This window comes from Ligilactobacillus cholophilus, from assembly GCF_030389495.1.
Taxonomy (GTDB): domain Bacteria; phylum Bacillota; class Bacilli; order Lactobacillales; family Lactobacillaceae; genus Ligilactobacillus; species Ligilactobacillus cholophilus.
On sequence record NZ_CP127832.1, the window covers coordinates 955,146 to 981,197 of the forward strand.

Sequence of the window (26,052 nt, forward strand, 5' to 3'; positions counted from 1 at the left end):
ATTAATATCAAATAAAATTAACTCTACTTCATTAATCGTATAATTCTTCACTTGCCGAAGAAGCTGATTTATTAATCGTTTTAAAGGAACTCGTCATTTCATCAAATAAAGAATGTACGGCAATTTTACCCACACGTCCGTATATATCTCTAAATAAACATTGTCCTTTAATCATGTTGGCTAACCAGTTTAAATTTTGTTCATTTACTGGTAACTGCACATGTTGTAAAATTTGTTCTCGTTCAGAAGGTTCATCAAATGCAAATAATACCCCAAATTGTCCATGATCTTCTTGATCAGTAATATCAGCGACCGACTGGGTCGCATACAATAACATGTTATTTTGCGAACGACCGACCCGTTTCATCGACTTAAGAATTTTCTTACCGTCTTTAGCTACATTAAAAATCCATGCTTCGTCAAAAACTTCTGCTGTATAAGTATTAGTATCATCAGAACCAAATTTTTCACAAAACTTACCTAATGGAATCATTAACGCCACTGATTTCTTTTCTAAATCAGAATAATTATCGGGATTATCGCCTTCTTTTGGCAATTCCAATCCTGAAACTTCCAAAATATTAATCCGTTCTTGTAAAGAAACGGCATCATTAGTTCCGTCAGAAAAGCCTAATTGTAAAACTGAATCCGTAACCATTTCATACAACAAATTGCCTGCACCACGAATTTCAGGATCATCACTCTTTTGTAGAATCTCAATTACATTTAACATACCAACTTTCTCACCTAGTTCACGTTGATTAATTACAGTTTTAATTGCTTTTAGAATTGCCGTCTTAGCAGTATCTTTATCTTTGGTTGAATAAATTTGTTCGATCATCGCTTCTGCTGTGTCCTTTGCGTCCGAACCTTTAAGAAAAACAATCGGATCTAAGACACCCCAGTTTTTCTTATCGGTGGCATCTAAAGTTACATAATGAAAAGATTTTAGATGATTAACAAATAGCGGGTACTTTTCCTGCATTTCTTGATTCTCAATAACTTGATTAAACCAATGGCGAATTTCTTTTTTCGGGTCAATGTATAAAAGACGTGTTTTCATAAATGACATATAAATAAAGAGTAATTTTACTAAGAAAGATTTTCCTTTACCAGTTTCACCGGTAACCGCAATATGTGGACTATCTGTTTTAGCACCTTTAATTCCTTTATTGGCAATTGTCGGATTAAAAAGTACAATTTTACGGCTAGAGTAAATTGATTGTTCCAACGATTGACTTTCTGCCATATCATCAACTCTGCCAATATACCAACCAACATTATTACCTAAGCGATTACTTACCGCAAATAAATTTTCCGCAAAACCTTCATTATTTGTAACTTGAATCCAGTTTTTCGCTCCTTGAATTGATTGACCTTGGAGTAGCTGATAAAAAAGTGATAATTGATCAGCATTAGGACGGTAAGCATCAATTTCTCTTAAACCTAAGCGGTTAATTAAACGATCACTTCGTTCTTTAATCTCATCTTTATCATGACCAGTAATCACAAAACATGCTAACCATCTTAAAATCGCTTTGCCATCTTCAATATCATTTTGAAGTTCATCAACCAATAATTGATTAGTTACGTTGCGTTGACTATCACGTTCTCCGGTTTGATAGGCTTCTTGACTACTACTTTTAAATCTTCTTCTCAAACGTGAAAGTTGCGAATTTAGCCCATTTAGCCCTTCAACTTCTTCATATTGTGCTTTAATTTGTAATTCTACGGGAAACTTTAAACTTTGTGCCACTTCATATAAATGTGTAAAACTAATATTATCAGGTAAAGCACCAACTGGAATAAAAGCAACATAACTACTACCATTTTCATTTTCTAACTTGAGATAGCCTTTTTCAGTTGGATCTAAAATTGTATCCGTAATTTTATACAAATCATGTTCTTTACCTGTTGCTAAAACGTTATGTGGTAATTCTCTTAAAAAGTTGTAATGCAACAGGTACGCTAATTCATTCTCACTGACTGGCGAGCCGTTAATGGTTCGCATAACTGAATCTAACTCATTTAAATCTTCACTAAATTGCTTAAAATAACTAGCATCAACTTCCATATCATAACCAACGGCAGTTAAGAGTTTTCTCACTAAATAATCATAAGAATCTTTAACCACACCTTTCATATTATCAGAAGTTTGAAACGTCTTAAGTTTAACGCCAACTAAAAATTCTTCATCAGTAATTGTGCCTAACTCATATTCTAATTGTTTCACCGTTTCATTTGCATAATAATGTGCAACATCATCAGCGCTTGGTGAAAAATCCTTCGCTAAATGATTAAACCGATCGGCTAAATTCATATCTTTAGGCAACATCATTAAATGTAATTCTTGATATTTGGATAATGTCCCATATACAAACGCCATCGTCTTTTTATTTTGTTCTTTATGTTCTAAATCATTAATCGCAATGCTTTCAGGCTTAATTTTATAATATGCCCACACATCACCCGTTTTTGTAAGTAATAAATTGTCTTTAAATAACTTAAATGGAATTTCTAACTCCATAAATTAACCTCTTTTCACAACTCTTAAAAAAGTAAAAGCTCTTTTAACACTCTTTCTAAAAATGAAGATTGTAACTTTTCAACAATATCCCTGACATCATCTTCAAATAAATAACCATCTTCAATTCCCCGATAACGAGGAGTTCCTTTATACATACTGACTTTAATATGAAAAGCATTTGAAAAACGAAAACGTTCATTCATAAAGAATTTTCCTATATATTTAGGTTCTAGTTTTTTAAAACGTTTATCTAAGTCTAAAGTCTTCTCAACCCATAACATGTATTCAGCTTCGGCATGTTTTTCATCAAGTAATTCTTGTTTATTGTTCAATCACAAAGCCCCCTTTAAGATAAATCCCACCAGAATTAATGCGATAATCTTGTCCTAATTTTTCATAATCAATGTAATATGATAATTTATCTGGAACTTCACCGTATTCTTCATGTTCAATTAAATACATTCCCAATTCATCATCATCATGAATATTAGGAAAATAAATTAATTTATCTTGGTAACTTGTAATCAAATCGTACATATCTTTAAACCACCCTTGATTAATTAATGCTTGTGCATTCTCAACAATATAATCTGGGGCTGTATCCATAAGTTGAGCTGTCTCATTTAAATGTTGCAAATTATCATATTCATTAATTGTAAACGGCGCTTCATAATCAGTGATGGCAACTTCCCCATCATCAAGTTTTAACTTTTCATGAACTTTACTTAAATTAGTTGGTAGATCAAACCACTCCCCAAGATGATTATGAATATTTTCAACATAAACGCTAATAGTTTTATCCATGATTTTTTTCCTCCTTTATCTTGTAATTAAATGATTCAAACACATATTTTTGATCAATATAATTAGTTGCTACATCGTGGCAAATCTTCTTATGTTTTAACTTATAGTTAAAAAGATACCTAATATAATCTAATAGAAACCACATAATGTTTTTACCATCTGGTTGTAAGTGTTCAATGATTCTAACTACTAAATAAGGAACACCTAGATAAAAAACAATGCCAAATATTGAAATATAATGGTCAATAAAACTGACAAATTGATGTAAAAATAAAAACAGTAATAATAACGTCAACACATAAATCCCAATATCTCTTAATTTAATAAAATATGGTAATGATACGTTATTCGTTAACTGTTTAATCTTAATCGGTTCATTAAAAACGTTACGATAATTGTAAATAGGATCTTTCTTCATTTACAATCATCTCTTTATCCAAATAACATCTTAAATAAATTGGCAATTGCCGTAAAAATCGTTTGCGGATCAGTAATTACAAACCAAACTAACCCAGCAAAGACCGCTAAGCCAACGGCTTTACCAATTTGTTGTTTAAAGACATATTTCAATAAAACAAACACCACAATCATAAATAAAATATCTTTTCCTTGAGTTACCCACCAACTAGTTACGTTATCTAAACTTGGTAAAGTTGCGCCTAAAACAAACATTAAATTATTCATCTGTATTTCCTCCTTGATCATGAATAAATTCATCAACAAAATATGTGCGACTTTGTTGATGAAGTTTTAAAGTTACATTTTCTAATTGTTGAATATCAGTGTTACTATTTTGTAAAGTAATTAAACATTGGACAACTGGATTTTCTTTTGAACCATAAACCGTTATATTCTCCACTTTAACAACTTTAAATTGACCATTTAAACCTTCCGGTTTAGCCATTAAAAAACTCATTTCTTTAGGTGAAGAACTCGCGTATTTATCTAAAAATGATTTGGTAAAATCACTCACCGCACTTACTGTTTTAGTATGGTTATTTTGTTGACTACTATAATTAGTCTTTAAATGCCCAACATGTCCGACTGGATCAACTGGTTTAGTAAAATAAGGATAACTAACTACCGTAAATTGATGATCCTTTTCTTTAAACGGAATATTTAAATAATCCGAGTGTTGATAGTCTTTTTTATCTTTAGTATGTTGTGTATAATCAACTTGATATTGCGCAATTTTAACGCCATTTTTAGTAAACACGCTGTAAAGTGTGGCATTTTCTAGTGTTTGACTATCATCAGAAGCCTTAATCGTTCCATTCAAATTAGTTGCCAAATACTGTTTTAATTCCTTATTTCGTTTTTTCATCTCGTCATCGTTATTCGGAATATTCATATAAACGCCTAAAAAGTCCTGCATATAATGATCTAACAATGGACTATAAGCACTCATTCCCGTGGAAGCATTATCTAACTTTTTTTGATAAGTATTAACTTGTTTTTGGAGTCTTTCATTTTGTTGTTGGACAACACAGGATTTAATCCACGCTAAAATTCCCGAAGAAAAAATAAAAATCATTGCGATTAACACAATGATTCTTGCCGACTTCATTTTCACTTTTTTACGATGAACGGGGATTTTATTTGGTTCACGTTTTGTTTTTTTCTTAAATTCAAATTTACCGAGTTTAATAACTATCATTCCTTTCTTTTAATTAACACATTGATTTCTGATTGATACTTTTCTAATAATGAATGATGATAAACCTTATCAACTTTTTCAGATTTTTTAACTTGTTTCCATAATAAAGAAGCAATCTTCAATCTTTTGTTTTTAAATTTTTTAGTTTGAGGATCAGAATTAAAATCTTTAACAAATTGATTCCATTGATAAGTTTTTTCTTCTTTATTGACAATTTTATTATTAGAATCATGCGCTTCTATAAGATCTGCAACCGTAGCATTCATATCATGATTTTGTTCTATTTCACGCATTTTAATTGCCATTGGTTTGTTAAAAGAAAATTTACTTACGTTATAATAATTACGAAACCATTCACGTGCAACATTATTTAATGAGAAACCTGATTCTAAAATTTTAGTATCTAAAGTAATTTCAGATAAACTTAAATCATTTTTTCTTTTTAAAATTCGCTTTGGTTTAATATCTTGCTCTCCATTTAAAAAGCGTTCAATATATTCTTGTAACTCTGCTTTAGTTCCATAAGTTGATAAATTATACTTTCGACAAATCTCTTGTAATTCTGTTTTATACCAATATTGTGTTCTAAACTTATCAACTGTCATATTTTTGTCAAACATTTTCATAATTATCCTCCAAAGAAAAAATTTTTCTTGCAACTAAAAAAATAAAATGTAATAATGTAGTTATAATAAAAAAGGAAGATGTACTGGCATACATCTTCCTATGAGATCCGTTTAAAGCGGTAACCAAATAACTATCTTTTAAAACCGTTACTCAGTTAAAGTTGAGTGGCGGTTTTTTCTTTGCTTATTTAAAGTGCTTGATCAACTCAATGATCAGTTGCACTAAGACAATGGTTGCGGTGAAGACCGCAATCATTAAGCAAAGTGTCTGGTAGACAGACACTACCTTCTCCTCCTTTCTTTAGGAGGAGATAGACCAACGAACTTAGCTTTTCATTGGCATCGCCTCCCTTCTGGGAATTGAAGGCTACCGCTTTTCAACTTATCTCATTAATTATTATACTAAAAACCACATCTTATCTCAATTCAATTTAGAACTTATGTTCTAGTAATTAAAATATTATTTAAAATTTCTTTTATGAACTAGGATCAAGAATTGTCTTGATCATTTTTCTTTGTCGTTCCTTTAACTTAGCTTGGCGTAACATACTCCCAACTTCATCACTCCCTAAAGTATCATCAATCATTTTTAACGCTTTAATCGTGGGCATAACTTGATAGGACAACCACGCTCTAGTTTTTTCAAAAGTCATTTCTTGCGGTTCGATTACAAATTTAATCGAACCAACATCACCTAAAAAAACTTCCCATGGTGGATAAACGTCCCAATTACGTTTACTTTTCTTACTTGGTTTTAAAAAAGTAACATAACTTTTAATATAGCCAAAAACTAAATTTAATAATAATTGGTCTTTTGCTTGTTCGTCACTTTCTAAAACTTGTCTGACCATATTTTGTGCCCGTTTTCCCATAAAACGTAATTCATACCGATTTTTAATATCAATATCTTGAGGCTTAAGATGTTTTTGATGTGCCAATTGGTAATTTTTCTGATAAAAGCACATATAAAAATCACTTTGCATTGAGCCAAAGTAAAGTGTAATTCCGGTATCATGCTTTATATTATCATCAGAACATTTAATTCCACCTTGATAACTGGTACTTTTAAACTTACTACGATATTCACCTTTACGCATTTTATTTAACAAACGTTTTAAAGAAATCGCTTCTTTATAATCATTGATCGCTAAATCTATACGAGTAACGTTACCATAATGAGCAAGGCAATCACTTAAAAAATCAAACCAACTACGCTTTTGATGATTTAAATAGGTTTCAAATTGCCGGCAACCTTGACCAGATAATTCAATCAAAGTCCCCCGCGGATCGCCTTGAGCCGATTCATAAACTTGAATCATATCTAAACTGTAACGATCAAGATAACCATAACGGTGAACATCTTCATTGATGAAATCTTTTTGTTTAATCCGTAAGACTTCATCAAAGATAGCATTTAAATCATGTGTTGGTAACCTTATTCTTAAATAATCAATCATGACTTCCATCTTAGTATCATGACTAATTAGATTAATAAAAAAATTCTTAATTTTCTCAAATGTTTTTGGATTTATAGTTCCGTTTTCTTCAAAACGTTCATATGTCCTTAACGGCAAATCAATTTTTTTAGCAACTTGTTTTTGCGTTAAACCTTTATTAAGGCGTAAACTTCTAATATAACTAGCATTCCATTTACTTTTATTTTTCATTATCTCACCTAAATTTAATTAATTTGAATTATTTATATATTTAAGTTATTATAGAAATGTATGATTATAGGATTTTTCTCCTATTCATATAATTCTAGCTTGTGTATAAAAAAACTATCGTTTAATTTTATCTGGATCCTTACCTTAATAAACGATAGTTTTTTTTGGCGGTTTTAAATTTTTCATCCGCCAAATGAAAAATTGCGATAAACATTGATATTATCATATCCGTGTTTGGTTTCAGCGCATGTGTTTTATCCGTGTTACCCCCCTGTTAGCATTCGGGGGTTAAACTTTAAGTGAGGTGCTAACCGCACCTCACTTGTCGGCTTCCGCCGTTCGCTGGTCAGTCCCTGACCCCGCTCCGCTGTCGCCTCCGGCTCCCCGCTTCTCGGCGTTCACCGGCAAGCTCTTTAAATAACTCAAGAAAGAAAAGTCCTGACTGACAAAGGGCGCAAAAAATGCCCGGACATCAGCACCACCAATCGAAGCATAACCCCAACCACGGATATTTTCAGGTTGCACCTTATAATCTTTTTCATTCTCACCAAACATCATCGTATAACCAGATGAAGACATTTGACCTAAAGTAACCCGCAATCCGAATTGATCACGCATACCGTCTTCAAAATATTTAGCGTCTGGTCGTTGCATACCCGCAATTAAGAAAAAGCCGAGTTGACGCCCTAACAGAATGATTTGTTTTAACTGACCTAAGACCTTAGTTTGTTCTTTATATTCTAAATTACTTAAGTAAGCGACATATTCATCAATGAATAAAACCTTCGGTTGCATGTTAAAAGAACGATAATCTTTACCAATTTCACCAGAATCAGTCAATTTTTGTTGATACTCTTTTTGACGTTCAACCATGGCTTCATAAAATTCACGAATACACTTACCAATTTGCCCACTGGTTGCAAAGACTTTTTCTTTTAAAATTGGTGCTTGATCTAATTGTGATAAATCTGACATTTTCGGATCACAAACATAACAATCAGCCCCTAAATCAAGAAAAGCCTTTAATAGTGCTTGTAAGAAATATGTTTTACCACCACCAGTAACGCCGGCAATTAAGGCATGCGGAAACTTATTATAGTCCCAGACATAGCCATTCATTAATTCAATCTTGCCATTATCAGCGTGAATATCTTCAATTTGGATTCGTTTGCTAATCGTATTTGTGTTTAACCGATAGGCTTTATAGCCTTTCTCATCACGCACTTCAAATAAATCACCATAAAGAGCTTGTTCAAGTTGTTCGCCAATATGATTAAACTTATCTTGATTCTTTTGTAAATCCATTGGAAACCTTACGGTTATCACTTGATTTTTATATTGATAATAAACTTTAGGAAAATAAATAATCTTCTCCCGTTTTTGATTATTTAACCGCGTTTTAGTTAAATATAACTTATTATCAACAATCATTCTTGCTAGTAATTGACGATGTTTAACTCTAGCAAAAAATTTATTTTGGCTTTCACTACGTTTATAAATCAGAATAGTAATCACTAATCCTAAAACAATAATAATTAATGGCAAAATTATATTTTTAATTGATAAAAAATTGGTAGGACTGCGGGCATGTTCCCACAAAATTAAAGCAATCCCACCAATTAAAAACGGCAATTCCATTAATAAGCAATACCATAAAATGATATTACGATGAAATTGTCGAATCCTAATGCCTTTCAAATAGAACATTTAATTCACCTTATTTCTTTGTATCCGCTGGATTACTTGGTTTAGTAACTTTATCAATACTTTTATCTTCGACTAAATCATCAGCAGTAATCCGAATCCCAACACGTGGTAGAAAGTTATTATTTGGAATCGCATAATTAGTAAACTCTGGATTGACTAACTTAACTTTTTGTCGGAAAGTAAAGTCTTTTTCTGGTGTATCAGCTGGCAAAACTACCGTATAGGCTTGACGTTGAGCAGTTGAAAAAACTTCATACCGGCGGTCTTTGATTTCTCCTGTTGGCTCACCGTTCTCATCAATTCCGATATTTTGTCCTTTGCTTTGTAAGAATTGTAATTCACCAAAAGTTTGATTAACATCAACATCAATACCATTTCTAAAAGTCATGTATCTTGTCATAAATTATTCTCCTTTCTTGACAATATCTTTCGCACTTAAACGCCAGTAACTAATTGCTCGATTATCACTCGTAGCTTGTCCTGCTGGTTCAAGTTTAGGTTCAACTAATTCAACTTCCGTATCAGGGTCAAAAGTTTTTGATCCCGCAATTACTGGAATTTGTACTTCTAATAAATCCTTTTGTTTTTCTGAAATTACATTATATTTAACCGCCGTTACACGCCGATTAGTTCTAACTTCTTCACCTTTACCTTGAAATAATAACTTACCAAAAGTAGAAACCTTTGGAATTAAATATTCATTCATAGTTTTCATTCCTTTCCAAAATAAAAAGAGCTATTCTAAGTAGCTCTTAAATAGTATTATTTAATTTTCTTTCTCAGATTCTATAATATGTTTTATTTTAATTTTAAATGATTCATTTTCTATCTTCTCTTTTATATCTTTAACCGTTGGAATTATCCAAAATCCTAAAACAGGTACTAAAAATAATTCTATCAAATCACAGTTACAATCTAAAATGATAAATAAAGATGTAAATATTAATTCATATTTTATAAAAATGAAAATAAATTTTATTCCCCTAATATTATCGACTTTCATAATAGGATTATTTATAAAATTTTTTTTGTATTGATAAATTGCTGAAAATATATCAATTAATCCTAATGATAATACTAATGTTACTAAAATAAGTAAAGTATCAAAACCACTATTTTTAATAGGGTCATATAATATTTTAATAAATAATTCCATTAGGTCATTATCAATATAACTCTTATTGCTAAATAAGAGCATTATAAGTAAAATGAAACCAGTATTGTAAATTCCATTTAAAAATTTATAATATTTATAATATTTTGTTTTACACATGGATAAAGATAAATATATATATTTGTAATTAAAGATTATATATGTTGTAACACTTACATATAGCATATAACCCAAAACAAAATAATTCGAAGTAGTTGTTAATATACTTTGCCAATAGTTAATAGTCAACATAGCTATGCAAAATATATGCAATAAAATAATTTTTGAGGCCTTGCTGTCTATATTTTTAAAATAATCTTTAATTTTAAAACAATACTTTTTCAAAAAAATTACTCCTATCTAAAATATTATTAAAAATCAAAACATAGCAGTTATTTATTTTCAAATTTTTTATTAAATATCCATCATGGAGTTTCGCACATTATAGTAAAAATAAAAATTATTCTTGTTAAATCATACTATATAAATCAAAAAATGGTTATATTAAACTATAATGTATATTTAGAGATAAAAACACAGTTTTGGTTGGTAGTCCAAACATAAACTATTATTTTTAATATTTATTAGTAACCTTCCTCCGGGTCGTTCATTCTCTATCTTATTAAATCTAAGGAGGAATTATCATGACTAATTGCTTAAAGTTAACTATCATTTTTGATGCTCCTTTCTATAAAGGAATCTTTGAAAATCAAATTGATAATAAATATTTTGTTGCTGCTATAAATTTAGGAACATCTGAACCTAAGATTCGTGATATTTATCAACTAATCTTGCAAAGATGGCAAACTATATCTTTTTACGCCAGTTCAAGAGAATCATCACAAGTTATTAAGAATATTAGCGTAAAAAAAATGCAAAAACAAGCTCGCCAAAATAAACACAAAATTCTAAAATTTCACGGTACCAAGGCACAACAAGTTTTACAAGCTCAACATAATAATCTCAAACTGCAACGCAAACAAATACATAAGCAGCAACAACTCTTAATTAAACAACAACAATTTGAATTAAAACAACTAAAGCGTCAAGAAAAACATAAAGGACATTAATTATTTCTATATTTTCTCTAATCATATAACTATAATTTATAAATAAAAAAGTCTTTGATTATTTTTAGTATCTTCATTTGATACGATCAAAACATCAAAGACTTTTTTTATTATTGATTATTTTTCTATAATCTTCTAATAAAAATGAATTTAAATGGTTGTCTTGTTTTCATAAATAATATCTTTTTATTAATTTTTACTTAAAAAATCCTAGATTATAAAGATCTAGGATTAAAGACTAAAAGTTAAAATATAAAAGTATACAACTCATAATTCAAATTTTTATGTGTTTTCTGTGTGTTTTTATGTGTTTACTAGTACTAAAACACATAAATTTTACTTATTAATATAAACATAAAAGCCTAATAAAAAAGGATTCTTTATAATTAAGAATCCTAATAAATACCGGTGATCGGGGTCGAACCGATACGTCCTCAACGGACACTGGATTTTGAGTCCAGCGCGTCTGCCAATTCCGCCACACCGGCATAATCAGATATGGTAACGCCTTTAAAATCCAAGCATTCAATTAAAGGCGGTAACCGGATTTGAACCGGTGATAAAGGTTTTGCAGACCTCTGCCTTACCACTTGGCTATACCGCCATCAAAAAGGAACAAATCCTTAAAATTGGGCTAGCTGGATTCGAACCAGCGCATAAAGGAGTCAAAGTCCTTTGCCTTACCGCTTGGCCATAGCCCAATAAAAAAGGGCGATAGATGGGATTCGAACCCATGCGTGCCGGTGCCACAAACCGGTGTGTTAACCAACCTTCACCACTATCGCCATCAAAATAATAAGCAGGGATAGTAGGAATTGAACCCACACCGACGGTTTTGGAGACCGTAGTTCTACCTTTAAACTATATCCCTATAATAAAAATGGAGGGGAGTGGATTCGAACCACCGAACCCGAAGGAGCGGATTTACAGTCCGCCGCGTTTAGCCAGACTTCGCTACCCCTCCGTGGTGGCGCGGGACAGAATCGAACTGCCGACACAAGGAGCTTCAATCCTTTGCTCTACCGACTGAGCTACCGAGCCACAACTACATATTAATGATAACATATATTTTGTTAAAACACAAATTAAATTTAAATTAATTTGCAATGGAGGATACAGGGTTCGAACCTGTGACCCCCTGCTTGTAAGGCAGATGCTCTCCCAGCTGAGCTAATCCTCCATAAATGACCCGTACGGGATTTGAACCCATGTTACCGCCGTGAAAGGGCGGTGTCTTAACCACTTGACCAACGGGTCAGAATTATCTTACGGAGAGTAAGGGATTCGAACCCTTGAAACAGGTCATTACCCGTTTACATGATTTCCAATCATGCTCCTTCGGCCAACTCGGACAACTCTCCATAATATATCAAACTCCGGCAGGCGGACTCGAACCGTCGACACCCTGATTAACAGTCAGATGCTCTACCAACTGAGCTATGCCGGAATAATTAAGCACGGCGACTTCCTACCCTTGCAAGAGGCGTTCCTCTAACTACTATCGGCGTTTTGAAGCTTAACTTCTGTGTTCGGAATGGAAACAGGTGTATCCTTCAAGCCATCATCACCGCACTTTGTGCTTTTGAGAAAACCTTGTTCTCTCAAAACTAGCTAATAATTTATTCTTTTGACCTTCACCGCTTTTTTAACCTTTGGTTAAGTCCTCGACCGATTAGTAATGGTCCGCTCCATGCATCGCTGCACTTCCACTTCCATCCTATCTACCTGATCATCTCTCAGGGGTCTTACTTCCTTACGGAATGGGAAATCCGATCTTGAGGTGAGTTTCGCACTTAGATGCTTTCAGCGTTTATCTCATCCATACATAGCTACCCAGCGATGCCTTTGGCAAGACAACTGGTACACCAGCGGTATGTCCATCCCGGTCCTCTCGTACTAAGGACAGATCCTCTCAAATTTCCTACGCCCGCGACGGATAGGGACCGAACTGTCTCACGACGTTCTGAACCCAGCTCGCGTACCGCTTTAATGGGCGAACAGCCCAACCCTTGGGACCGACTACAGCCCCAGGATGCGATGAGCCGACATCGAGGTGCCAAACCTCCCCGTCGATGTGGACTCTTGGGGGAGATAAGCCTGTTATCCCCAGGGTAGCTTTTATCCGTTGAGCGATGGCCCTTCCATACGGAACCACCGGATCACTAAGCCCGACTTTCGTCCCTGCTCGACTTGTAGGTCTCGCAGTCAAGCTCCCTTCTGCCTTTACACTCTGCGAATGATTTCCAACCATTCTGAGGGAACCTTTGGGCGCCTCCGTTACCTTTTAGGAGGCGACCGCCCCAGTCAAACTGCCCACCTGACACTGTCTCCCGCCGTGATTGCCGGCGTGGGTTAGAGTGTTCATACAACTAGGGTAGTATCCCACCAACGCCTCCAGCGAAACTAGCGTTCCGCCTTCAATGGCTCCTACCTATCCTGTACAAGTTATACAAACACCCAATATCAAGCTACAGTAAAGCTCCATGGGGTCTTTCCGTCCTGTCGCGGGTAACCCGCATCTTCACGGGTATTATAATTTCACCGAGTCTCTCGTTGAGACAGTGCCCAGATCGTTACGCCTTTCGTGCGGGTCGGAACTTACCCGACAAGGAATTTCGCTACCTTAGGACCGTTATAGTTACGGCCGCCGTTTACTGGGGCTTCAATTCAAAGCTTCGCCGAAGCTAACTTTTCCTCTTAACCTTCCAGCACCGGGCAGGCGTCAGCCCCTATACTTCATCTTACGATTTTGCAGAAACCTGTGTTTTTGATAAACAGTCGCCTGGGCCTTTTCACTGCGGCTGACCCGGAGGTCAGCACCCCTTCTCCCGAAGTTACGGGGTCATTTTGCCGAGTTCCTTAACGAGAGTTCTCTCGCTCACCTTAGGATACTCTCCTCGACTACCTGTGTCGGTTTGCGGTACGGGTATTAATTTTCTCACTAGAAGCTTTTCTTGGCAGTGTGACGTCGATCACTTCACTACTTTAATTTCGTTCCCCATCGTAACTTGTCGTTGTGTATTCAAGCATTTGACTCTCATACCGACTTATTACTTGGACGCACATTTCCGTTCGTGCGCATCTCTAGCCTCCTGCGTCCCTCCATCGTTCAAACAAAAATTAATAGTACAGGAATCTCAACCTGTTATCCATCGCTTACGCCTCTCGGCCTCAGCTTAGGTCCCGACTAACCCTGGGCGGACGAGCCTTCCCCAGGAAACCTTAGTCATTCGGTGGATTAGATTCTCACTAATCTTTCGCTACTCATACCGGCATTCTCACTTCTAAGCGCTCCACCAGTCCTTACGGTCTGACTTCGTTGCCCTTAGAACGCTCTCCTACCATGCACTACGTGCATCCACGATTTCGGTAATGTGTTTAGCCCCGTTACATTTTCGGCGCAGGATCACTCGACTAGTGAGCTATTACGCACTCTTTGAATGGTGGCTGCTTCTGAGCCAACATCCTAGTTGTCTATGCAATCCCACATCCTTTTCCACTTAACACATATTTAGGGACCTTAATCGGTGGTCTGGGCTGTTTCCCTTTCGACTACGGATCTTATCACTCGCAGTCTGACTCCCGGATATAGATCTGTGGCATTCGGAGTTTATCTGAATTCAGTAACTCTTGATGAGCCCCTAGTCCAAACAGTGCTCTACCTCCACGATCCTCAACTCCGAGGCTAGCCCTAAAGCTATTTCGGAGAGAACCAGCTATCTCCAAGTTCGTTTGGAATTTCACCGCTACCCACACCTCATCCTAGCATTTTTCAACATACACAGGTTCGGTCCTCCAGTGCGTTTTACCGCACCTTCAACCTGGACATGGGTAGGTCACCTGGTTTCGGGTCTACACCTACATACTCTTGCGCCCTATTCAGACTCGCTTTCGCTGCGGCTCCGACTTTGCGGTCTTAACCTCGCATGCAAGCGTAACTCGCCGGTTCATTCTACAAAAGGCACGCCATCACTCGTTAATGAGCTTTGACTACTTGTAGGCACATGGTTTCAGGAACTATTTCACTCCCCTCCCGGGGTGCTTTTCACCTTTCCCTCACGGTACTGGTTCACTATCGGTCACTAGGTAGTATTTAGCCTTGGGAGATGGTCCTCCCGGATTCCGACGGAGTTTCACGTGTTCCGCCGTACTCAGGATCCTGAACTGAGGAAACAACGTTTCGTTTACAGGACTATCACCTTCTCTGGTTGATCTTCCCAGATCATTCAACTACGTTATTTCTTGGTAACTCGGATGTTCAGTCCTACAACCCCAAAAAGCAAGCTTCTTGGTTTGGGCTGTTCCCGTTTCGCTCGCCGCTACTCAGGGAATCGAATTTCTTTCTCTTCCTGCGGGTACTTAGATGTTTCAGTTCCCCGCGTCTTCCTTCAACTAAGCTATGAATTCACTTAGTGATGAAACCTAACGGTTTCGGGTTTCCCCATTCGGAAATCTCCGGATCATTGCTTACTTACAGCTAACCGAAGCATATCGCAGTTAGTCACGTCCTTCATCGGCTCCTAGTGCCAAGGCATCCACCATGCGCCCTTAATAACTTAACCTGAACTGATTTGATCAGTTGGTTTATGAGTTTAGCGAATTAAGAACTTTGATTCTTGTTAAAACTCTTAAAAACGCGGTGTTCTCGGTTTATTAAGAAATAAATTATTATCTAGTTTTCAAAGAACAAGTTTGATGAACTAATTCATCAATGGAGCCTAGGAGAGTCGAACTCCTGACCTCCTGCGTGCAAAGCAGGCGCTCTCCCAACTGAGCTAAGGCCCCGAAATAGATCTCTCAAAACTGAATAAGTTTCGACAATGTGCAGTTTCCGTATTTTTCCTTAGAAAGGAGGTGATCCAGCCGCAGGTTCTCCTACGGCTACCTTGTTACGACTTCACCCCAATCATCTGTCCCACCTTAGACGGCTAGCTCCATAAAGGTTACCCCACCGGCTTTGGGTGTTACAAACTCTCATGGTGTGACGGGCGGTGTGTACAAGGCCCGGGAACGTATTCACCGCGGCATGCTGATCCGCGATTACTAGCGATTCCGACTTCATGCAGGCGAGTTGCAGCCTGCAATCCGAACTGAGAACGACTTTAAGAGATTAGCTTGACCTCGCGATTTCGCGACTCGTTGTATCGTCCATTGTAGCACGTGTGTAGCCCAGGTCATAAGGGGCATGATGACTTGACGTCATCCCCACCTTCCTCCGGTTTGTCACCGGCAGTCTCGCCAGAGTGCCCAACTGAATGATGGCAACTGACAACAAGGGTTGCGCTCGTTGCGGGACTTAACCCAACATCTCACGACACGAGCTGACGACAGCCATGCACCACCTGTCATTTTGTCCCCGAAGGGAAAACCTGATCTCTCAGGTGGTCAAAAGATGTCAAGACCTGGTAAGGTTCTTCGCGTTGCTTCGAATTAAACCACATGCTCCACCGCTTGTGCGGGCCCCCGTCAATTCCTTTGAGTTTCAACCTTGCGGTCGTACTCCCCAGGCGGAATGCTTATTGCGTTAGCTGCGGCACTGAAGGGCGGAAACCCTCCAACACCTAGCATTCATCGTTTACGGCGTGGACTACCAGGGTATCTAATCCTGTTCGCTACCCACGCTTTCGAACCTCAGCGTCAGTTACAGACCAGAGAGCCGCTTTCGCCACTGGTGTTCTTCCATATATCTACGCATTTCACCGCTACACATGGAGTTCCACTCTCCTCTTCTGCACTCAAGTCTTCCAGTTTCCAATGCACATCTCCGGTTAAGCCGAAGGCTTTCACATCAGACTTAAAAGACCGCCTGCGTTCCCTTTACGCCCAATAAATCCGGACAACGCTTGCCACCTACGTATTACCGCGGCTGCTGGCACGTAGTTAGCCGTGACTTGCTGGTTAGATACCGTCAACGCATGAACAGTTACTCTCACACGTGTTCTTCTCTAACAACAGAACTTTACGATCCGAAGACCTTCTTCATTCACGCGGCGTTGCTCCATCAGGCTTGCGCCCATTGTGGAAGATTCCCTACTGCTGCCTCCCGTAGGAGTATGGGCCGTGTCTCAGTCCCATTGTGGCCGATCAACCTCTCAGTTCGGCTACGTATCATCACCTTGGTGAGCCTTTACCTCACCAACTAGTTAATACGCCGCGGGTCCATCCAAAAGCGATAGCAGAACCATCTTTCACATCACAAGCATGCGCTTGTCATGGTTATACGGTATTAGCACTTGTTTCCAAATGTTATCCCCTTCTTTTGGGCAGGTTACCCACGTGTTACTCACCCGTCCGCCACTCGAAATTCTTACGGTGGATGCAAGCATCCGGTGTAAGATTTTCTCGTTCGACTTGCATGTATTAGGCACGCCGCCAGCGTTCGTCCTGAGCCAGGATCAAACTCTCATTTTAAAAGTTTTGTGACTCATAAATTTTACTAGCGAATTGACTTCGCAAATGTTTTTGCATTCATTTTCATGAATTGCCCTGCACATTTGTTCATCGAAACATATTCAGTTTTCAAAGATCTATCGTTTGAATAATGCATGAACAATTATATCATGTTCACCTTTTTAATGTCAACACATTTTTTAATGCGAAACAATAATTTAATTATACCAGATATAACAACATATATCAAGGATAAATATTTATCAAATGAAATATTTAATTATTTCACTGACAACATTTAATATATTACCAACATTAATATTAAACGTCAACACTTTTTTCAAAAAAAATTATTTTTTTGAAATAAAAAAAGACCAAGCTTTAATATAGCTTAGTCTTTTTTTATTAATGCGCCGTAGAATATTCTTTATATAACTCTTTATTTGAAATATTTTTCAGTTCTGGAGCATCAGTTTGAAAATCATTTACAGTAGTTTTTCCACCATTCTCAGCTAATACACTAGTTGGATATTTCTTTTGATCTTTCTCTAACTGTTTAATTCCAGCATTATAATTATAATTATAATCTGCCTTATCTACGTTCTTAAATCCTTTTGGATGATAGAATCTTAACAAATCTCCAGTAATAATTTGATCAGAAATATCTAATTGCTTATCTACATTTTCTTGTTGTTGATCTACCCATTCTTTTTGTTGAGTATTTAATTTATCAGTAACAACTTCACCCTTATTATTATAGACTTTGCTTCCAATTTTTGAGAAAGTTGGAGATACAAAATCACCATTACGAAATGCTACAGTTTGACTATGCTTAGGATTTAATAAATCTTGCCCAAGCATTAAGTATTGACTATCTTTAATACCTAATAAATCTAACAATGTTGGCATCACATCAATTTCGCCACCATATGTATGATTTACACCGCCCTTTAATCCAGGACCATAGATCATAAATGGAACTTTTTGGAACATTGCTAAATCATAGCTATTTACAGATTTCTTGCCTAATAATTCCGCAATTGCCTTAGGATGATTATTAGATATACCATAGTGATCACCGTATACAACAATCATTGAATTTTCATATAAGCCTGTCTTCTTTAAATAATCAATAAATTCACCAAAACTTTGATCTAAATAACGAGCAGTTTGAACATAACCATCAACTGTATCATCACCTGTCTTAGTCTTAGAAATAGTTTGATTCTTCTTATCTAATTCATATGGATAATGATTAGTCAATGTGATAATTTTTGCATAAAATGGTTGAGGTAACTGTTGTATATAGTTCACAGCTTGTTTTAAAAAGATTTTATCTTTTAATCCATATCCAACATTATAATCTTCCTTGCTTGTAAAATAATTTTTATCGAAGAAGTAATCATAACCCCATGCTTTATATGTATTAATTCTGTTCCAAAAACTACCTACGTCTCCATGAAATGAAGCTGTAGTGTAACCATGCTGATCTAAAATTGCTGGCATTGCATTAAATGTATTAGAACCACCATACTCTGTCATAACAGATCCTGATGGTAACCCATATAGAGAGTTTTCTAACATTGTTTCTGCATCTGAAGTTTTTCCTTGTCCAACTTGATTAAAGAAATTATCAAATGCAAGTGTATTTTTATTATGATAGAAAGCATTTATATTCGGAGTGACTTCTTGTCCATCCCATTTATAATCAATCATAAATTGTTGAAAACTTTCTAGGTGAATTACAAAAACATTTTTTCCCTTTTCTTTTCCATAATATTCCATATTAGGCGGTAAATAATTCTTTTTAGCATATTTCAAAGCTTTGTCTAAATCGCTTTTCTTTGCATTTCTTCTTGTTTGAGTTTGCTTAATTGTTTGATATGAATTATACCCAGCATAAAAATTCATTCCCAAATATTTAACAATATAATTATTATCAAATGTTCTTGTTAATAATTGAGGACGATCTTTATCTGCAACTCCTAAATTAATACCAAATAAAATAATACCAGAAATCACAGAAATTAAGCCTTGACGATAACGTACAGGCCTGTGATCTATTTTAATAACCTTCGCAATAAGCAATACAGTTAACACAACTACATCAAGGAATACTAAAAAATCTGTTGGATGTATAATTTTCATTATACTTAATCCTAAGTTATTAGATACCGCTCCTGTTGATTTAACTACACCTAATGTAATAAAATCTGAAAATTCACGATAATACAAAATGTTTGCAAATAACCAAATAGATTCAATCCAATCAATTACCATCATAATCCAATACGATGTTTTCCCTCGGAAAAATAATGCAATTCCAAACAAAATTAATGCAAACGGAATTGGATTAACAACTAATAAAATATTTTGAATTGTACCAGATACACCTAACGTAAAGTCAGTTTGATATGCAACATACGTTTTAAGCCAAAATAGTACAATTACTAATGCAAAAAATCCTAATTTTTTATTGAAAAAATTTTGGATATTTTTTAATGCTGTACGCATTTTTTGTGCCTCCACGTTTAAATTATTAAAAAAGATATGACATTTACGCCATACTTTTTTAATTTAAATATTTAATTAATCAACTAATAAATCATAAATTTCAAGAGCAGCTAAATCAATATTATCAAATTCAAATCTTTGTTTAGTTGCAACTTCTTCTAAAGTGAATGTTTCACTAGCAGGATTATATGTTACAATCCCACGTTCATCTCCATCCTTTTCAAAGCGACGTGACTGTACTTCACTTCCAGAAGCTTTCATCATTGCATCTAATCGTGAAATGATAGCTACAAGTTGAGATTTTTCCATAGTTAAGTCCTCTTTCTTTTTATAAATTCATCCTCGGTCAAAAAATAAGCAACCATTGACATTTTAGCAAATTTTGCGCCATCATAATAGACCAAATAAATAAATTCATAAGAATTTAACAAAATAACCATTATAAAAGCACAATTTAACAAAAAAATGTTGTCAAACTATTAAATAAAATTCAATAATTCGCAACATTAACTAAATCAAACTGAAACTGTTCTTTCCGATTTTTTTACTTTGTGTGGTTTCTGAACCAACGCAATCATTCCTAAAAACATTCCAAAATAATATGTAACAATCCGCCATAGAATCATTGCTATCACCAGTTTACTATTTGAATGGATATAAAGAGAAAAAATTACATCAAAACTAAATTCTGCTCCACCCGTTCCCCCTGGAATAGGAAATAATGAAATAACCATTACAATTAAAACATGTAATGTTGTCACTTCAATAATATTTACATTTTCCACTCCTAGAGATAGTAATATAAAGTAAGGGATAACATAATATAACATTAATTGAACTAAAGTAATTAATGATATTTTTAAAATTGCCCTTTTATCTCTTTTTAGTCTTAAACTTTCTTGATAAAATGTATCAATTTTTTCATCTAACTTTTGTTTCCATTTTGGATATATTTCTTTATTTGGAAGCCATTTTAAAGGCTTCAAACATGCATTAACTAATTTGCGGGTAAGTTTATTCCAATACATTACCATTAAAAGTCCTATAATAACGGAAAAATGAATTAAAAAACCAAACGCAATTAATATTGCCATTACATGCATTTTAGCCGCAATTAAGTGAAATCCAAATAACATACAAACAACGAAATTCACTACAATCATTGCTTGATATACAATGAACTTCATTAAAAGAATGGATATCGCCTGTCCTCCATCTACTCCAGTTTGTACCAATGCTAAAATCTGAGCTGGCTGTCCTCCAGATGAAAATGGAGTAATTCCATTAAATAATTGTTCTACCATTGGAACACGTAATATATCTCGCCATCTCAAATCAGGATATCTTTTAATCAATAAGAAACGAACTATTATCGCTTCACAAACTAAAGAAAGAAACATTAACGCAAAAGCTATTAAAAGCCAGTACCATTTCAAATCTTTTAAATTTGCAATTAGACTACTCATTGGCACATCTCGTAATGAATATCCAACGATACATACTCCAATCGCAATCATAATTCCTAGTACAATTTTATTTTTTCGAGACATTATTTCTATCCTTTACCAAATTTGTATAATAGTCTAACCAAATATTAGCTAATCGTTCCTCCGAATAATAATTTGCACCTTTGAGAGCTCTCTGTTTAAGTTGTTCTAGTTGATCAGGATTTTCACTCAAATTTGATAGCATATCATCCATTTGATCTACATCTTTTGCACCCTCATAAAAGCCATCAATTATTGCGTGATATAAATCTAGTTCACGTAACATAACAGGCAATCCTACATTAAATGCTTCTAAAACACTCATCGGAAACAACTCATTAAATGATGGCAATAAAAACAAATCAGCAGCATTGTAATAATCATTCATCTCAGAGCGTTCTAAAATTCCAGGAAATTTTAAATTTTCAGGAGGATTATCGACTACTTCTCTAAGTTTACTATAGCCGTCCGTCATTTTCCCAAATGAAAATCCACCAACCCAAATAAATTCCATCTCAGGATGTCTTTGGGCTAACTCTATAAAATCTGGCACACCTTTTCTTTCCTGAACTTGGCCAACACCAATTACAACAAATTTATCATTAGGAATTCCTAGTTTCTCTCTTATCTTCTTTTTTTGATCTAGTGTCTTAGGGAAAAATTCCTTTTTAGAAACAAAATTTGGAATATAAGTAATTTTATTTGCTGAAATACCATATTTTACTAGTTTTTCTTTAAAAACTGGATTAACAACTACAATCTGATCCATTCTTTTGTAAAAACTGATTATATATTTATAAAATATTTTTTTTACAAAATTCGGCAAATCCAAACTACCTTCAATTGTTTCAGGAATAAAATGTACGTATCCCACTTTAACTCCTCTTCCAGGAAGAAATGTCTCTAAATAAAAAAGCGGGTCAATCGTATGATAATGACTAATATCCGCTTTTCCTAATTTATTGATGACAATTTCTAACTTATCTGGATAATATTCTTTCAACAATTTAATTAATTCTGCATATGCACTGCCGACTCCTTGGCCTTTTACACTTAAAGCAGAAGAATACATATGAATCTTTAACATGAAAGTCTCCTTTTATAAATTAATCTTGAACATCATTGTCCTGATTATAATTGACGATACACTCCTTATAAAAGTCAACAACCTTCTTTCCAAATAACTCTGCTGAAGTAGCCATTAACTTTTGTTCAAGGACTTTTTCATTTTGATATAAGTCAGGATGTTTTAGATATTCAATTACATCATCAACGAATTCATCTAATGAAGAAAATGTTTTTCCTAAACATTCTTCATCTAATAATTCATCTGTATATGGACTATGAGTTGTAATAACCTTCAGACCAGATGCCAAAGCTTCATTATATGTTAATCCTTGTGATTCAGATACAGAAGTTGAAACAAATATATTTGCCATATGATAATAATGAGCTACTTGATCATTATCAATTTCTCCTGTAAAAATTACACTATCAGTTAAATGTAACTTTTTCACTTGATCTTCTAAATCTTCACGTGCAGGACCATCCCCACAAATCATCAAATAAGCTGCAGAAATTTTTTCCTTTATCTTCACAAATGCATCTATTAACTGATCAATATTTTTTTCATAGGCTAATCGACTCAAAGTCAATAATAGCGGTGTATCTTTAGATAAACCATAACGTTTACGATAATTAGTATGATCTTTTTTACGAAATTTCACTAAATCAACACCAGTAGGAATAACTGTTATTGGTTCCGTTACACCATAGCTTAATAAGGTATTTAATACTCGTTCACTTGGTGCAATAATTCCACTCATATTTTGTAAAAATGAACGTGAAATTTGTTTTACATGAACCGGTTTTAAAAGTTTTCCCTTTGCAACATAATGTAAATAATCTTCATACATTGTATGATATGTGTGAACACACGGTATTCTCATTTTTCTTGCAACAAATTTTCCCATTATTCCTAAAGAAAACTCTGTTTGTGTATGAATAATATCTAATTTAAGTGCTTGTGCAATTTTTAATGCACGGTGCACACCCTTTATTGCAATCCGCCGATCTGTAAATGAAACAAACGGAATACTAGTAAAGCGAAATATATTCCGTTCAAAAACATTTTTATCAACGCCTGGATCTGTTGTCGTAAAAATATATACATTATGACCTTGTCGTTCTAATTGATTACGTAAAGTTTTAATTGAGGTTGCTACACCGCTAACTTGTGGATAATAAGTATCAGTAAATATTCCAATATTCACGAGCATCCCTCGCATTTCAATTAGTCAGCTTTTATTATATTATTTTCAAATTTAATTTTCAATCTAGATTAACTAATTTAATAATCAAAACTTTTTTAATCATCTTTTGTTATAGTAAAATCAAACAATAAAAAAGACTATGACACATTTATGTCAAAGTCTCTTTAAATTCGACTATACCAAAATTAATCAGTATATTTTTTTACTAATTGTTGTACTTCTTCTTCAGTCTCACATTCTAGCGATTTATCTGCTAATTCTTTCATTTTATCAGCTGATAAATTCTTAATAAAGCTTCGTGTCTTCAAAATTGAAGTAGCACTCATTGAATACTCATCCAATCCTAATCCCAACAATACTGGAACTGCAGTTGGATCTCCTGCCATTTCACCACACATGCCAGTCCATTTACCTTCTTTATGTGATGCATCAATAATATTTTTAATTAAGCGTAAAATTGATGGATTTGTTGGTTGATATAAATATGAAACTCGCTCATTACCACGATCAGCTGCCATTGAATATTGAATCAAATCGTTTGTTCCAATACTAAAGAAATCAGCATATTTTGCTAATTTATCAGCTAACATTGCTGCAGCAGGAATTTCCATCATCATTCCGACTTCAATATTATCAGCAACAGGAATGTTTTCTTTTATAAGTTTAGCTTTTTCTTCTTCATAAATTGCTTTTGCATCTTTAAATTCTTGTACAGTAGCAATCATTGGGAACATAATAGCTAATTTTCCATATTTAGATGCACGTAATAAAGCTCGTAGTTGAGTTCTAAAAATTTCTTGTCGATCTAAGCATAAACGAATAGCTCTATAACCAAGGAATGGATTTTGTTCTTTTGGTAATGGTAAATAAGGTAATTCCTTATCACCGCCAATATCCATTGTTCTAACAACAACTTGTTTACCATTCATTCCTTCTAAAGCTTCTTTATAAGCTTCAAACTGATCATCTTCAGATGGTAATTCAGTTGCATCCATATATAAAAATTCTGAACGGAATAAACCAACTGCTTCAGCACCATTTTCATTTGCTCCTTTTACATCTTTAGGAGTTCCAATATTAGCTGCTAAAATAACTTTTTTACCATCTTTAGTTACAGAATCTTCATTTTTTAGGCGTTCCCATTCTGCCTTTTGTTCAGCAAATTTTTCTGCTTTTTGCTTATATTCTGAAATTTCTTCTTTGGTAGGATCTACAATCGCTTCACCTTCAATTCCATCAATTATAACGATATCATCTTCGTTAATATCTTTTGTTGCTGTTCCTGAACCAACAACAGCTGGAATTTCAAGTGTACGTGACATGATAGCGGAATGAGATGTACGGCCACCAATATCTGTAATAAATCCCTTTACATACCTACGATCAAGTTGAGCTGTATCAGAAGGAGTTAAATCATGTGCAACAATCACAACTTCTGAATCAATCAACGCTGGGCTAGGCAATGTAACTCCTAACAAATGACTCATTACACGTTTTGTAACGTCACGAACATCCCCTGCACGTTCTTGCATATAAGCATTGTCTTTCATTGCTTCAAACATTGCAATAAATGTGTCAGTCACATTTTTCAATGCAGCTTCAGCGTTTAGTTTATCATCCTTGATTTTTGATTCGATTTGACCAATTAATTCAGGATCAGACAAAATTGTTAAATGTGCTTCAAAAACTTGAGCTTCTTCTTCACCTAAATTTTGTTTTGCTTTTTCCTTAATTAACTCTAATTCTTTTTTAGAAGAATTAATTGCATCATGTAGACGTTCTATTTCTTTTTCTGGATCATCTATTGTTTTTTCTGTAAATGACAAATCAGGTTCTACAAGCATATATGCCTTAGCACAAGCGATTCCATCACTTGCAGCGATCCCCTTTAATTTCTTTGACATTATTCAGTTAGGCCTTCCTTTTTCATTGTTTCTGCAATTGCTTCAATTGCTTCTTTTTCATCTGCACCATCAGCACTAATTGTTACATCAGCATTTTGACCAACACCAAGTGACATTACACCCATAATTGACTTCAAGTTAACTGATTTGTCGTTATATGTTAATGTGATGTCTGAGCTAAATTTACTTGCTGTTTGAACAAGTAATGTAGCTGGACGTGCGTGAATTCCTGTTTCTGCGATTATGTGAAAATCTTTCTTTTCCATGATGTAT

20 protein-coding genes, 12 tRNA genes and 3 rRNA genes are annotated in these 26,052 nt (G+C 34.6%); 1 reads left to right on the forward strand and 34 read right to left on the reverse strand.

Going from position 1 to position 26,052, the window contains the following annotated elements:
• Positions 1–31: 31 nt before the first annotated feature.
• From QPK35_RS05020 to QPK35_RS05075, 12 genes are all read right to left on the reverse strand, one after another.
• A complete protein-coding gene (locus tag QPK35_RS05020; RefSeq protein ID WP_290032900.1) occupies positions 32–2,527 on the reverse strand; it encodes an ATP-binding protein in 2,496 nt (831 codons plus the stop codon).
• 23 nt (positions 2,528–2,550) lie between these two features.
• Positions 2,551–2,859: a hypothetical protein gene (locus QPK35_RS05025; protein WP_290032901.1), complete on the reverse strand. Its 309-nt coding sequence runs from the start codon at positions 2,857–2,859 to the stop codon at positions 2,551–2,553.
• Positions 2,849–3,331: an antirestriction protein ArdA gene (locus QPK35_RS05030; RefSeq protein ID WP_290032902.1), complete on the reverse strand. Its 483-nt coding sequence runs from the start codon at positions 3,329–3,331 to the stop codon at positions 2,849–2,851. The genes QPK35_RS05025 and QPK35_RS05030 overlap by 11 nt, the downstream gene beginning before the upstream one ends.
• Positions 3,324–3,749 (reverse strand): TcpE family conjugal transfer membrane protein, encoded by a 426-nt coding sequence (locus QPK35_RS05035; RefSeq protein WP_290032903.1) that lies wholly within the window; start codon positions 3,747–3,749, stop codon positions 3,324–3,326. The genes QPK35_RS05030 and QPK35_RS05035 overlap by 8 nt, the downstream gene beginning before the upstream one ends.
• 14 nt (positions 3,750–3,763) lie before the next feature.
• On the reverse strand, positions 3,764–4,015 hold the full coding sequence (locus QPK35_RS05040) for a TcpD family membrane protein (RefSeq protein WP_290032904.1): 252 nt from the start codon (positions 4,013–4,015) through the stop codon (positions 3,764–3,766).
• A complete protein-coding gene (locus QPK35_RS05045) occupies positions 4,008–4,988 on the reverse strand; it encodes a conjugal transfer protein (RefSeq protein WP_290032905.1) in 981 nt (326 codons plus the stop codon). Before QPK35_RS05045 ends, QPK35_RS05040 begins: the two co-directional genes overlap by 8 nt.
• The gene (locus tag QPK35_RS05050; protein WP_290032906.1) at positions 4,985–5,614 is read right to left on the reverse strand and encodes an SAP domain-containing protein; all 630 of its coding nucleotides are present in this window, start codon (positions 5,612–5,614) and stop codon (positions 4,985–4,987) included. Before QPK35_RS05050 ends, QPK35_RS05045 begins: the two co-directional genes overlap by 4 nt.
• A gap of 476 nt (positions 5,615–6,090) precedes the next feature.
• Positions 6,091–7,281 (reverse strand): XRE family transcriptional regulator, encoded by a 1,191-nt coding sequence (locus QPK35_RS05055; RefSeq protein ID WP_290032907.1) that lies wholly within the window; start codon positions 7,279–7,281, stop codon positions 6,091–6,093.
• A 318-nt stretch (positions 7,282–7,599) separates the two neighbouring features.
• Positions 7,600–8,988: a helicase HerA-like domain-containing protein gene (locus QPK35_RS05060; RefSeq protein WP_290032908.1), complete on the reverse strand. Its 1,389-nt coding sequence runs from the start codon at positions 8,986–8,988 to the stop codon at positions 7,600–7,602.
• A 10-nt stretch (positions 8,989–8,998) separates the two neighbouring features.
• Positions 8,999–9,388 carry a DUF961 family protein gene (locus QPK35_RS05065; protein WP_290032909.1) on the reverse strand — a complete coding sequence of 130 codons (390 nt, stop codon included), beginning with the start codon at positions 9,386–9,388 and terminating at the stop codon, positions 8,999–9,001.
• A gap of 3 nt (positions 9,389–9,391) precedes the next feature.
• Entirely contained in the window at positions 9,392–9,694 is a 303-nt protein-coding gene (locus tag QPK35_RS05070) for a DUF961 family protein (RefSeq protein WP_290032910.1), read from the reverse strand.
• 60 nt (positions 9,695–9,754) lie between these two features.
• On the reverse strand, positions 9,755–10,486 hold the full coding sequence (locus tag QPK35_RS05075; RefSeq protein ID WP_290032911.1) for a hypothetical protein: 732 nt from the start codon (positions 10,484–10,486) through the stop codon (positions 9,755–9,757).
• Positions 10,487–10,785: 299 nt separating this feature from the next.
• Between QPK35_RS05075 and QPK35_RS05080 the strand changes: the two genes are divergently transcribed.
• Complete coding sequence (locus QPK35_RS05080; RefSeq protein ID WP_290032912.1) at positions 10,786–11,211, forward strand: YjdF family protein; 426 nt, start codon at positions 10,786–10,788, stop codon at positions 11,209–11,211.
• Positions 11,212–11,614: 403 nt separating this feature from the next.
• Here QPK35_RS05080 and QPK35_RS05085 read toward each other — a convergent pair.
• The 22 genes from QPK35_RS05085 to QPK35_RS05190 form a co-directional block, all read right to left on the reverse strand.
• A tRNA-Leu gene (locus QPK35_RS05085) sits at positions 11,615–11,699 on the reverse strand.
• Between the two features lie 45 nt (positions 11,700–11,744).
• Positions 11,745–11,815: transfer RNA gene (locus tag QPK35_RS05090), tRNA-Cys, on the reverse strand.
• Positions 11,816–11,840: 25 nt separating this feature from the next.
• Positions 11,841–11,912: transfer RNA gene (locus QPK35_RS05095), tRNA-Gln, on the reverse strand.
• Positions 11,913–11,921: 9 nt separating this feature from the next.
• A tRNA-His gene (locus QPK35_RS05100) sits at positions 11,922–11,996 on the reverse strand.
• 15 nt (positions 11,997–12,011) lie between these two features.
• Positions 12,012–12,082 (reverse strand) — tRNA-Trp (locus tag QPK35_RS05105).
• 10 nt (positions 12,083–12,092) lie between these two features.
• A tRNA-Tyr gene (locus QPK35_RS05110) sits at positions 12,093–12,175 on the reverse strand.
• Between the two features lies 1 nt (position 12,176).
• Positions 12,177–12,252: transfer RNA gene (locus QPK35_RS05115), tRNA-Phe, on the reverse strand.
• A gap of 66 nt (positions 12,253–12,318) precedes the next feature.
• A tRNA-Val gene (locus tag QPK35_RS05120) sits at positions 12,319–12,391 on the reverse strand.
• A gap of 5 nt (positions 12,392–12,396) precedes the next feature.
• Positions 12,397–12,468, reverse strand: a tRNA-Glu gene (locus QPK35_RS05125).
• 12 nt (positions 12,469–12,480) lie between these two features.
• Positions 12,481–12,572: transfer RNA gene (locus QPK35_RS05130), tRNA-Ser, on the reverse strand.
• A gap of 13 nt (positions 12,573–12,585) precedes the next feature.
• Positions 12,586–12,658, reverse strand: a tRNA-Asn gene (locus QPK35_RS05135).
• Positions 12,659–12,666: 8 nt separating this feature from the next.
• Positions 12,667–12,783: ribosomal RNA gene (rrf, locus tag QPK35_RS05140) — 5S ribosomal RNA — on the reverse strand.
• An 80-nt stretch (positions 12,784–12,863) separates the two neighbouring features.
• A 23S ribosomal RNA gene (locus QPK35_RS05145) occupies positions 12,864–15,773 on the reverse strand.
• A 150-nt stretch (positions 15,774–15,923) separates the two neighbouring features.
• Positions 15,924–15,996, reverse strand: a tRNA-Ala gene (locus tag QPK35_RS05150).
• A gap of 62 nt (positions 15,997–16,058) precedes the next feature.
• Positions 16,059–17,622: ribosomal RNA gene (locus tag QPK35_RS05155) — 16S ribosomal RNA — on the reverse strand.
• The 16S, 23S and 5S rRNA genes sit together here with 12 tRNA genes alongside, the layout of an rRNA operon.
• Before the next feature lie 384 nt (positions 17,623–18,006).
• A complete protein-coding gene (locus QPK35_RS05160) occupies positions 18,007–20,115 on the reverse strand; it encodes an LTA synthase family protein (RefSeq protein ID WP_290032913.1) in 2,109 nt (702 codons plus the stop codon).
• A gap of 75 nt (positions 20,116–20,190) precedes the next feature.
• A complete protein-coding gene (locus tag QPK35_RS05165; protein WP_290032914.1) occupies positions 20,191–20,424 on the reverse strand; it encodes a YkuJ family protein in 234 nt (77 codons plus the stop codon).
• A 206-nt stretch (positions 20,425–20,630) separates the two neighbouring features.
• Positions 20,631–21,665, reverse strand: coding sequence for a lysylphosphatidylglycerol synthase transmembrane domain-containing protein (locus QPK35_RS05170; protein WP_290032915.1), 1,035 nt, complete (start codon positions 21,663–21,665; stop codon positions 20,631–20,633).
• Positions 21,649–22,689, reverse strand: coding sequence for a glycosyltransferase family 4 protein (locus tag QPK35_RS05175; RefSeq protein ID WP_290032916.1), 1,041 nt, complete (start codon positions 22,687–22,689; stop codon positions 21,649–21,651). The genes QPK35_RS05170 and QPK35_RS05175 overlap by 17 nt, the downstream gene beginning before the upstream one ends.
• 19 nt (positions 22,690–22,708) lie before the next feature.
• Positions 22,709–23,875 (reverse strand): glycosyltransferase family 4 protein, encoded by a 1,167-nt coding sequence (locus QPK35_RS05180; protein ID WP_290032917.1) that lies wholly within the window; start codon positions 23,873–23,875, stop codon positions 22,709–22,711.
• Between the two features lie 185 nt (positions 23,876–24,060).
• Positions 24,061–25,779: a phosphoenolpyruvate--protein phosphotransferase gene (gene ptsP / locus QPK35_RS05185; protein WP_290032918.1), complete on the reverse strand. Its 1,719-nt coding sequence runs from the start codon at positions 25,777–25,779 to the stop codon at positions 24,061–24,063.
• The gene (locus QPK35_RS05190; RefSeq protein ID WP_290032919.1) at positions 25,779–26,045 is read right to left on the reverse strand and encodes a phosphocarrier protein HPr; all 267 of its coding nucleotides are present in this window, start codon (positions 26,043–26,045) and stop codon (positions 25,779–25,781) included. The genes ptsP and QPK35_RS05190 overlap by 1 nt, the downstream gene beginning before the upstream one ends.
• Between the last annotated feature and the right edge of the window lie 7 nt (positions 26,046–26,052).

Coding starts and splice junctions, on each gene's coding strand:
- QPK35_RS05020 (WP_290032900.1), bottom strand. CDS start 2,527: ATGGAGTTAGAAATTCCATTTAAGTTATTTAAAGACAATTTATTACTT.
- QPK35_RS05030 (WP_290032902.1), bottom strand. CDS start 3,331: ATGGATAAAACTATTAGCGTTTATGTTGAAAATATTCATAATCATCTT.
- QPK35_RS05035 (WP_290032903.1), bottom strand. CDS start 3,749: ATGAAGAAAGATCCTATTTACAATTATCGTAACGTTTTTAATGAACCG.
- QPK35_RS05040 (WP_290032904.1), bottom strand. CDS start 4,015: ATGAATAATTTAATGTTTGTTTTAGGCGCAACTTTACCAAGTTTAGAT.
- QPK35_RS05045 (WP_290032905.1), bottom strand. CDS start 4,988: ATGATAGTTATTAAACTCGGTAAATTTGAATTTAAGAAAAAAACAAAA.
- QPK35_RS05050 (WP_290032906.1), bottom strand. CDS start 5,614: ATGAAAATGTTTGACAAAAATATGACAGTTGATAAGTTTAGAACACAA.
- QPK35_RS05055 (WP_290032907.1), bottom strand. CDS start 7,281: ATGAAAAATAAAAGTAAATGGAATGCTAGTTATATTAGAAGTTTACGC.
- QPK35_RS05060 (WP_290032908.1), bottom strand. CDS start 8,988: ATGTTCTATTTGAAAGGCATTAGGATTCGACAATTTCATCGTAATATC.
- QPK35_RS05065 (WP_290032909.1), bottom strand. CDS start 9,388: ATGACAAGATACATGACTTTTAGAAATGGTATTGATGTTGATGTTAAT.
- QPK35_RS05070 (WP_290032910.1), bottom strand. CDS start 9,694: ATGAATGAATATTTAATTCCAAAGGTTTCTACTTTTGGTAAGTTATTA.
- QPK35_RS05080 (WP_290032912.1), top strand. CDS start 10,786: ATGACTAATTGCTTAAAGTTAACTATCATTTTTGATGCTCCTTTCTAT.
- QPK35_RS05160 (WP_290032913.1), bottom strand. CDS start 20,115: ATGCGTACAGCATTAAAAAATATCCAAAATTTTTTCAATAAAAAATTA.
- QPK35_RS05165 (WP_290032914.1), bottom strand. CDS start 20,424: ATGGAAAAATCTCAACTTGTAGCTATCATTTCACGATTAGATGCAATG.
- QPK35_RS05170 (WP_290032915.1), bottom strand. CDS start 21,665: ATGTCTCGAAAAAATAAAATTGTACTAGGAATTATGATTGCGATTGGA.
- QPK35_RS05175 (WP_290032916.1), bottom strand. CDS start 22,689: ATGTTAAAGATTCATATGTATTCTTCTGCTTTAAGTGTAAAAGGCCAA.
- ptsP (WP_290032918.1), bottom strand. CDS start 25,779: ATGTCAAAGAAATTAAAGGGGATCGCTGCAAGTGATGGAATCGCTTGT.
- QPK35_RS05190 (WP_290032919.1), bottom strand. CDS start 26,045: ATGGAAAAGAAAGATTTTCACATAATCGCAGAAACAGGAATTCACGCA.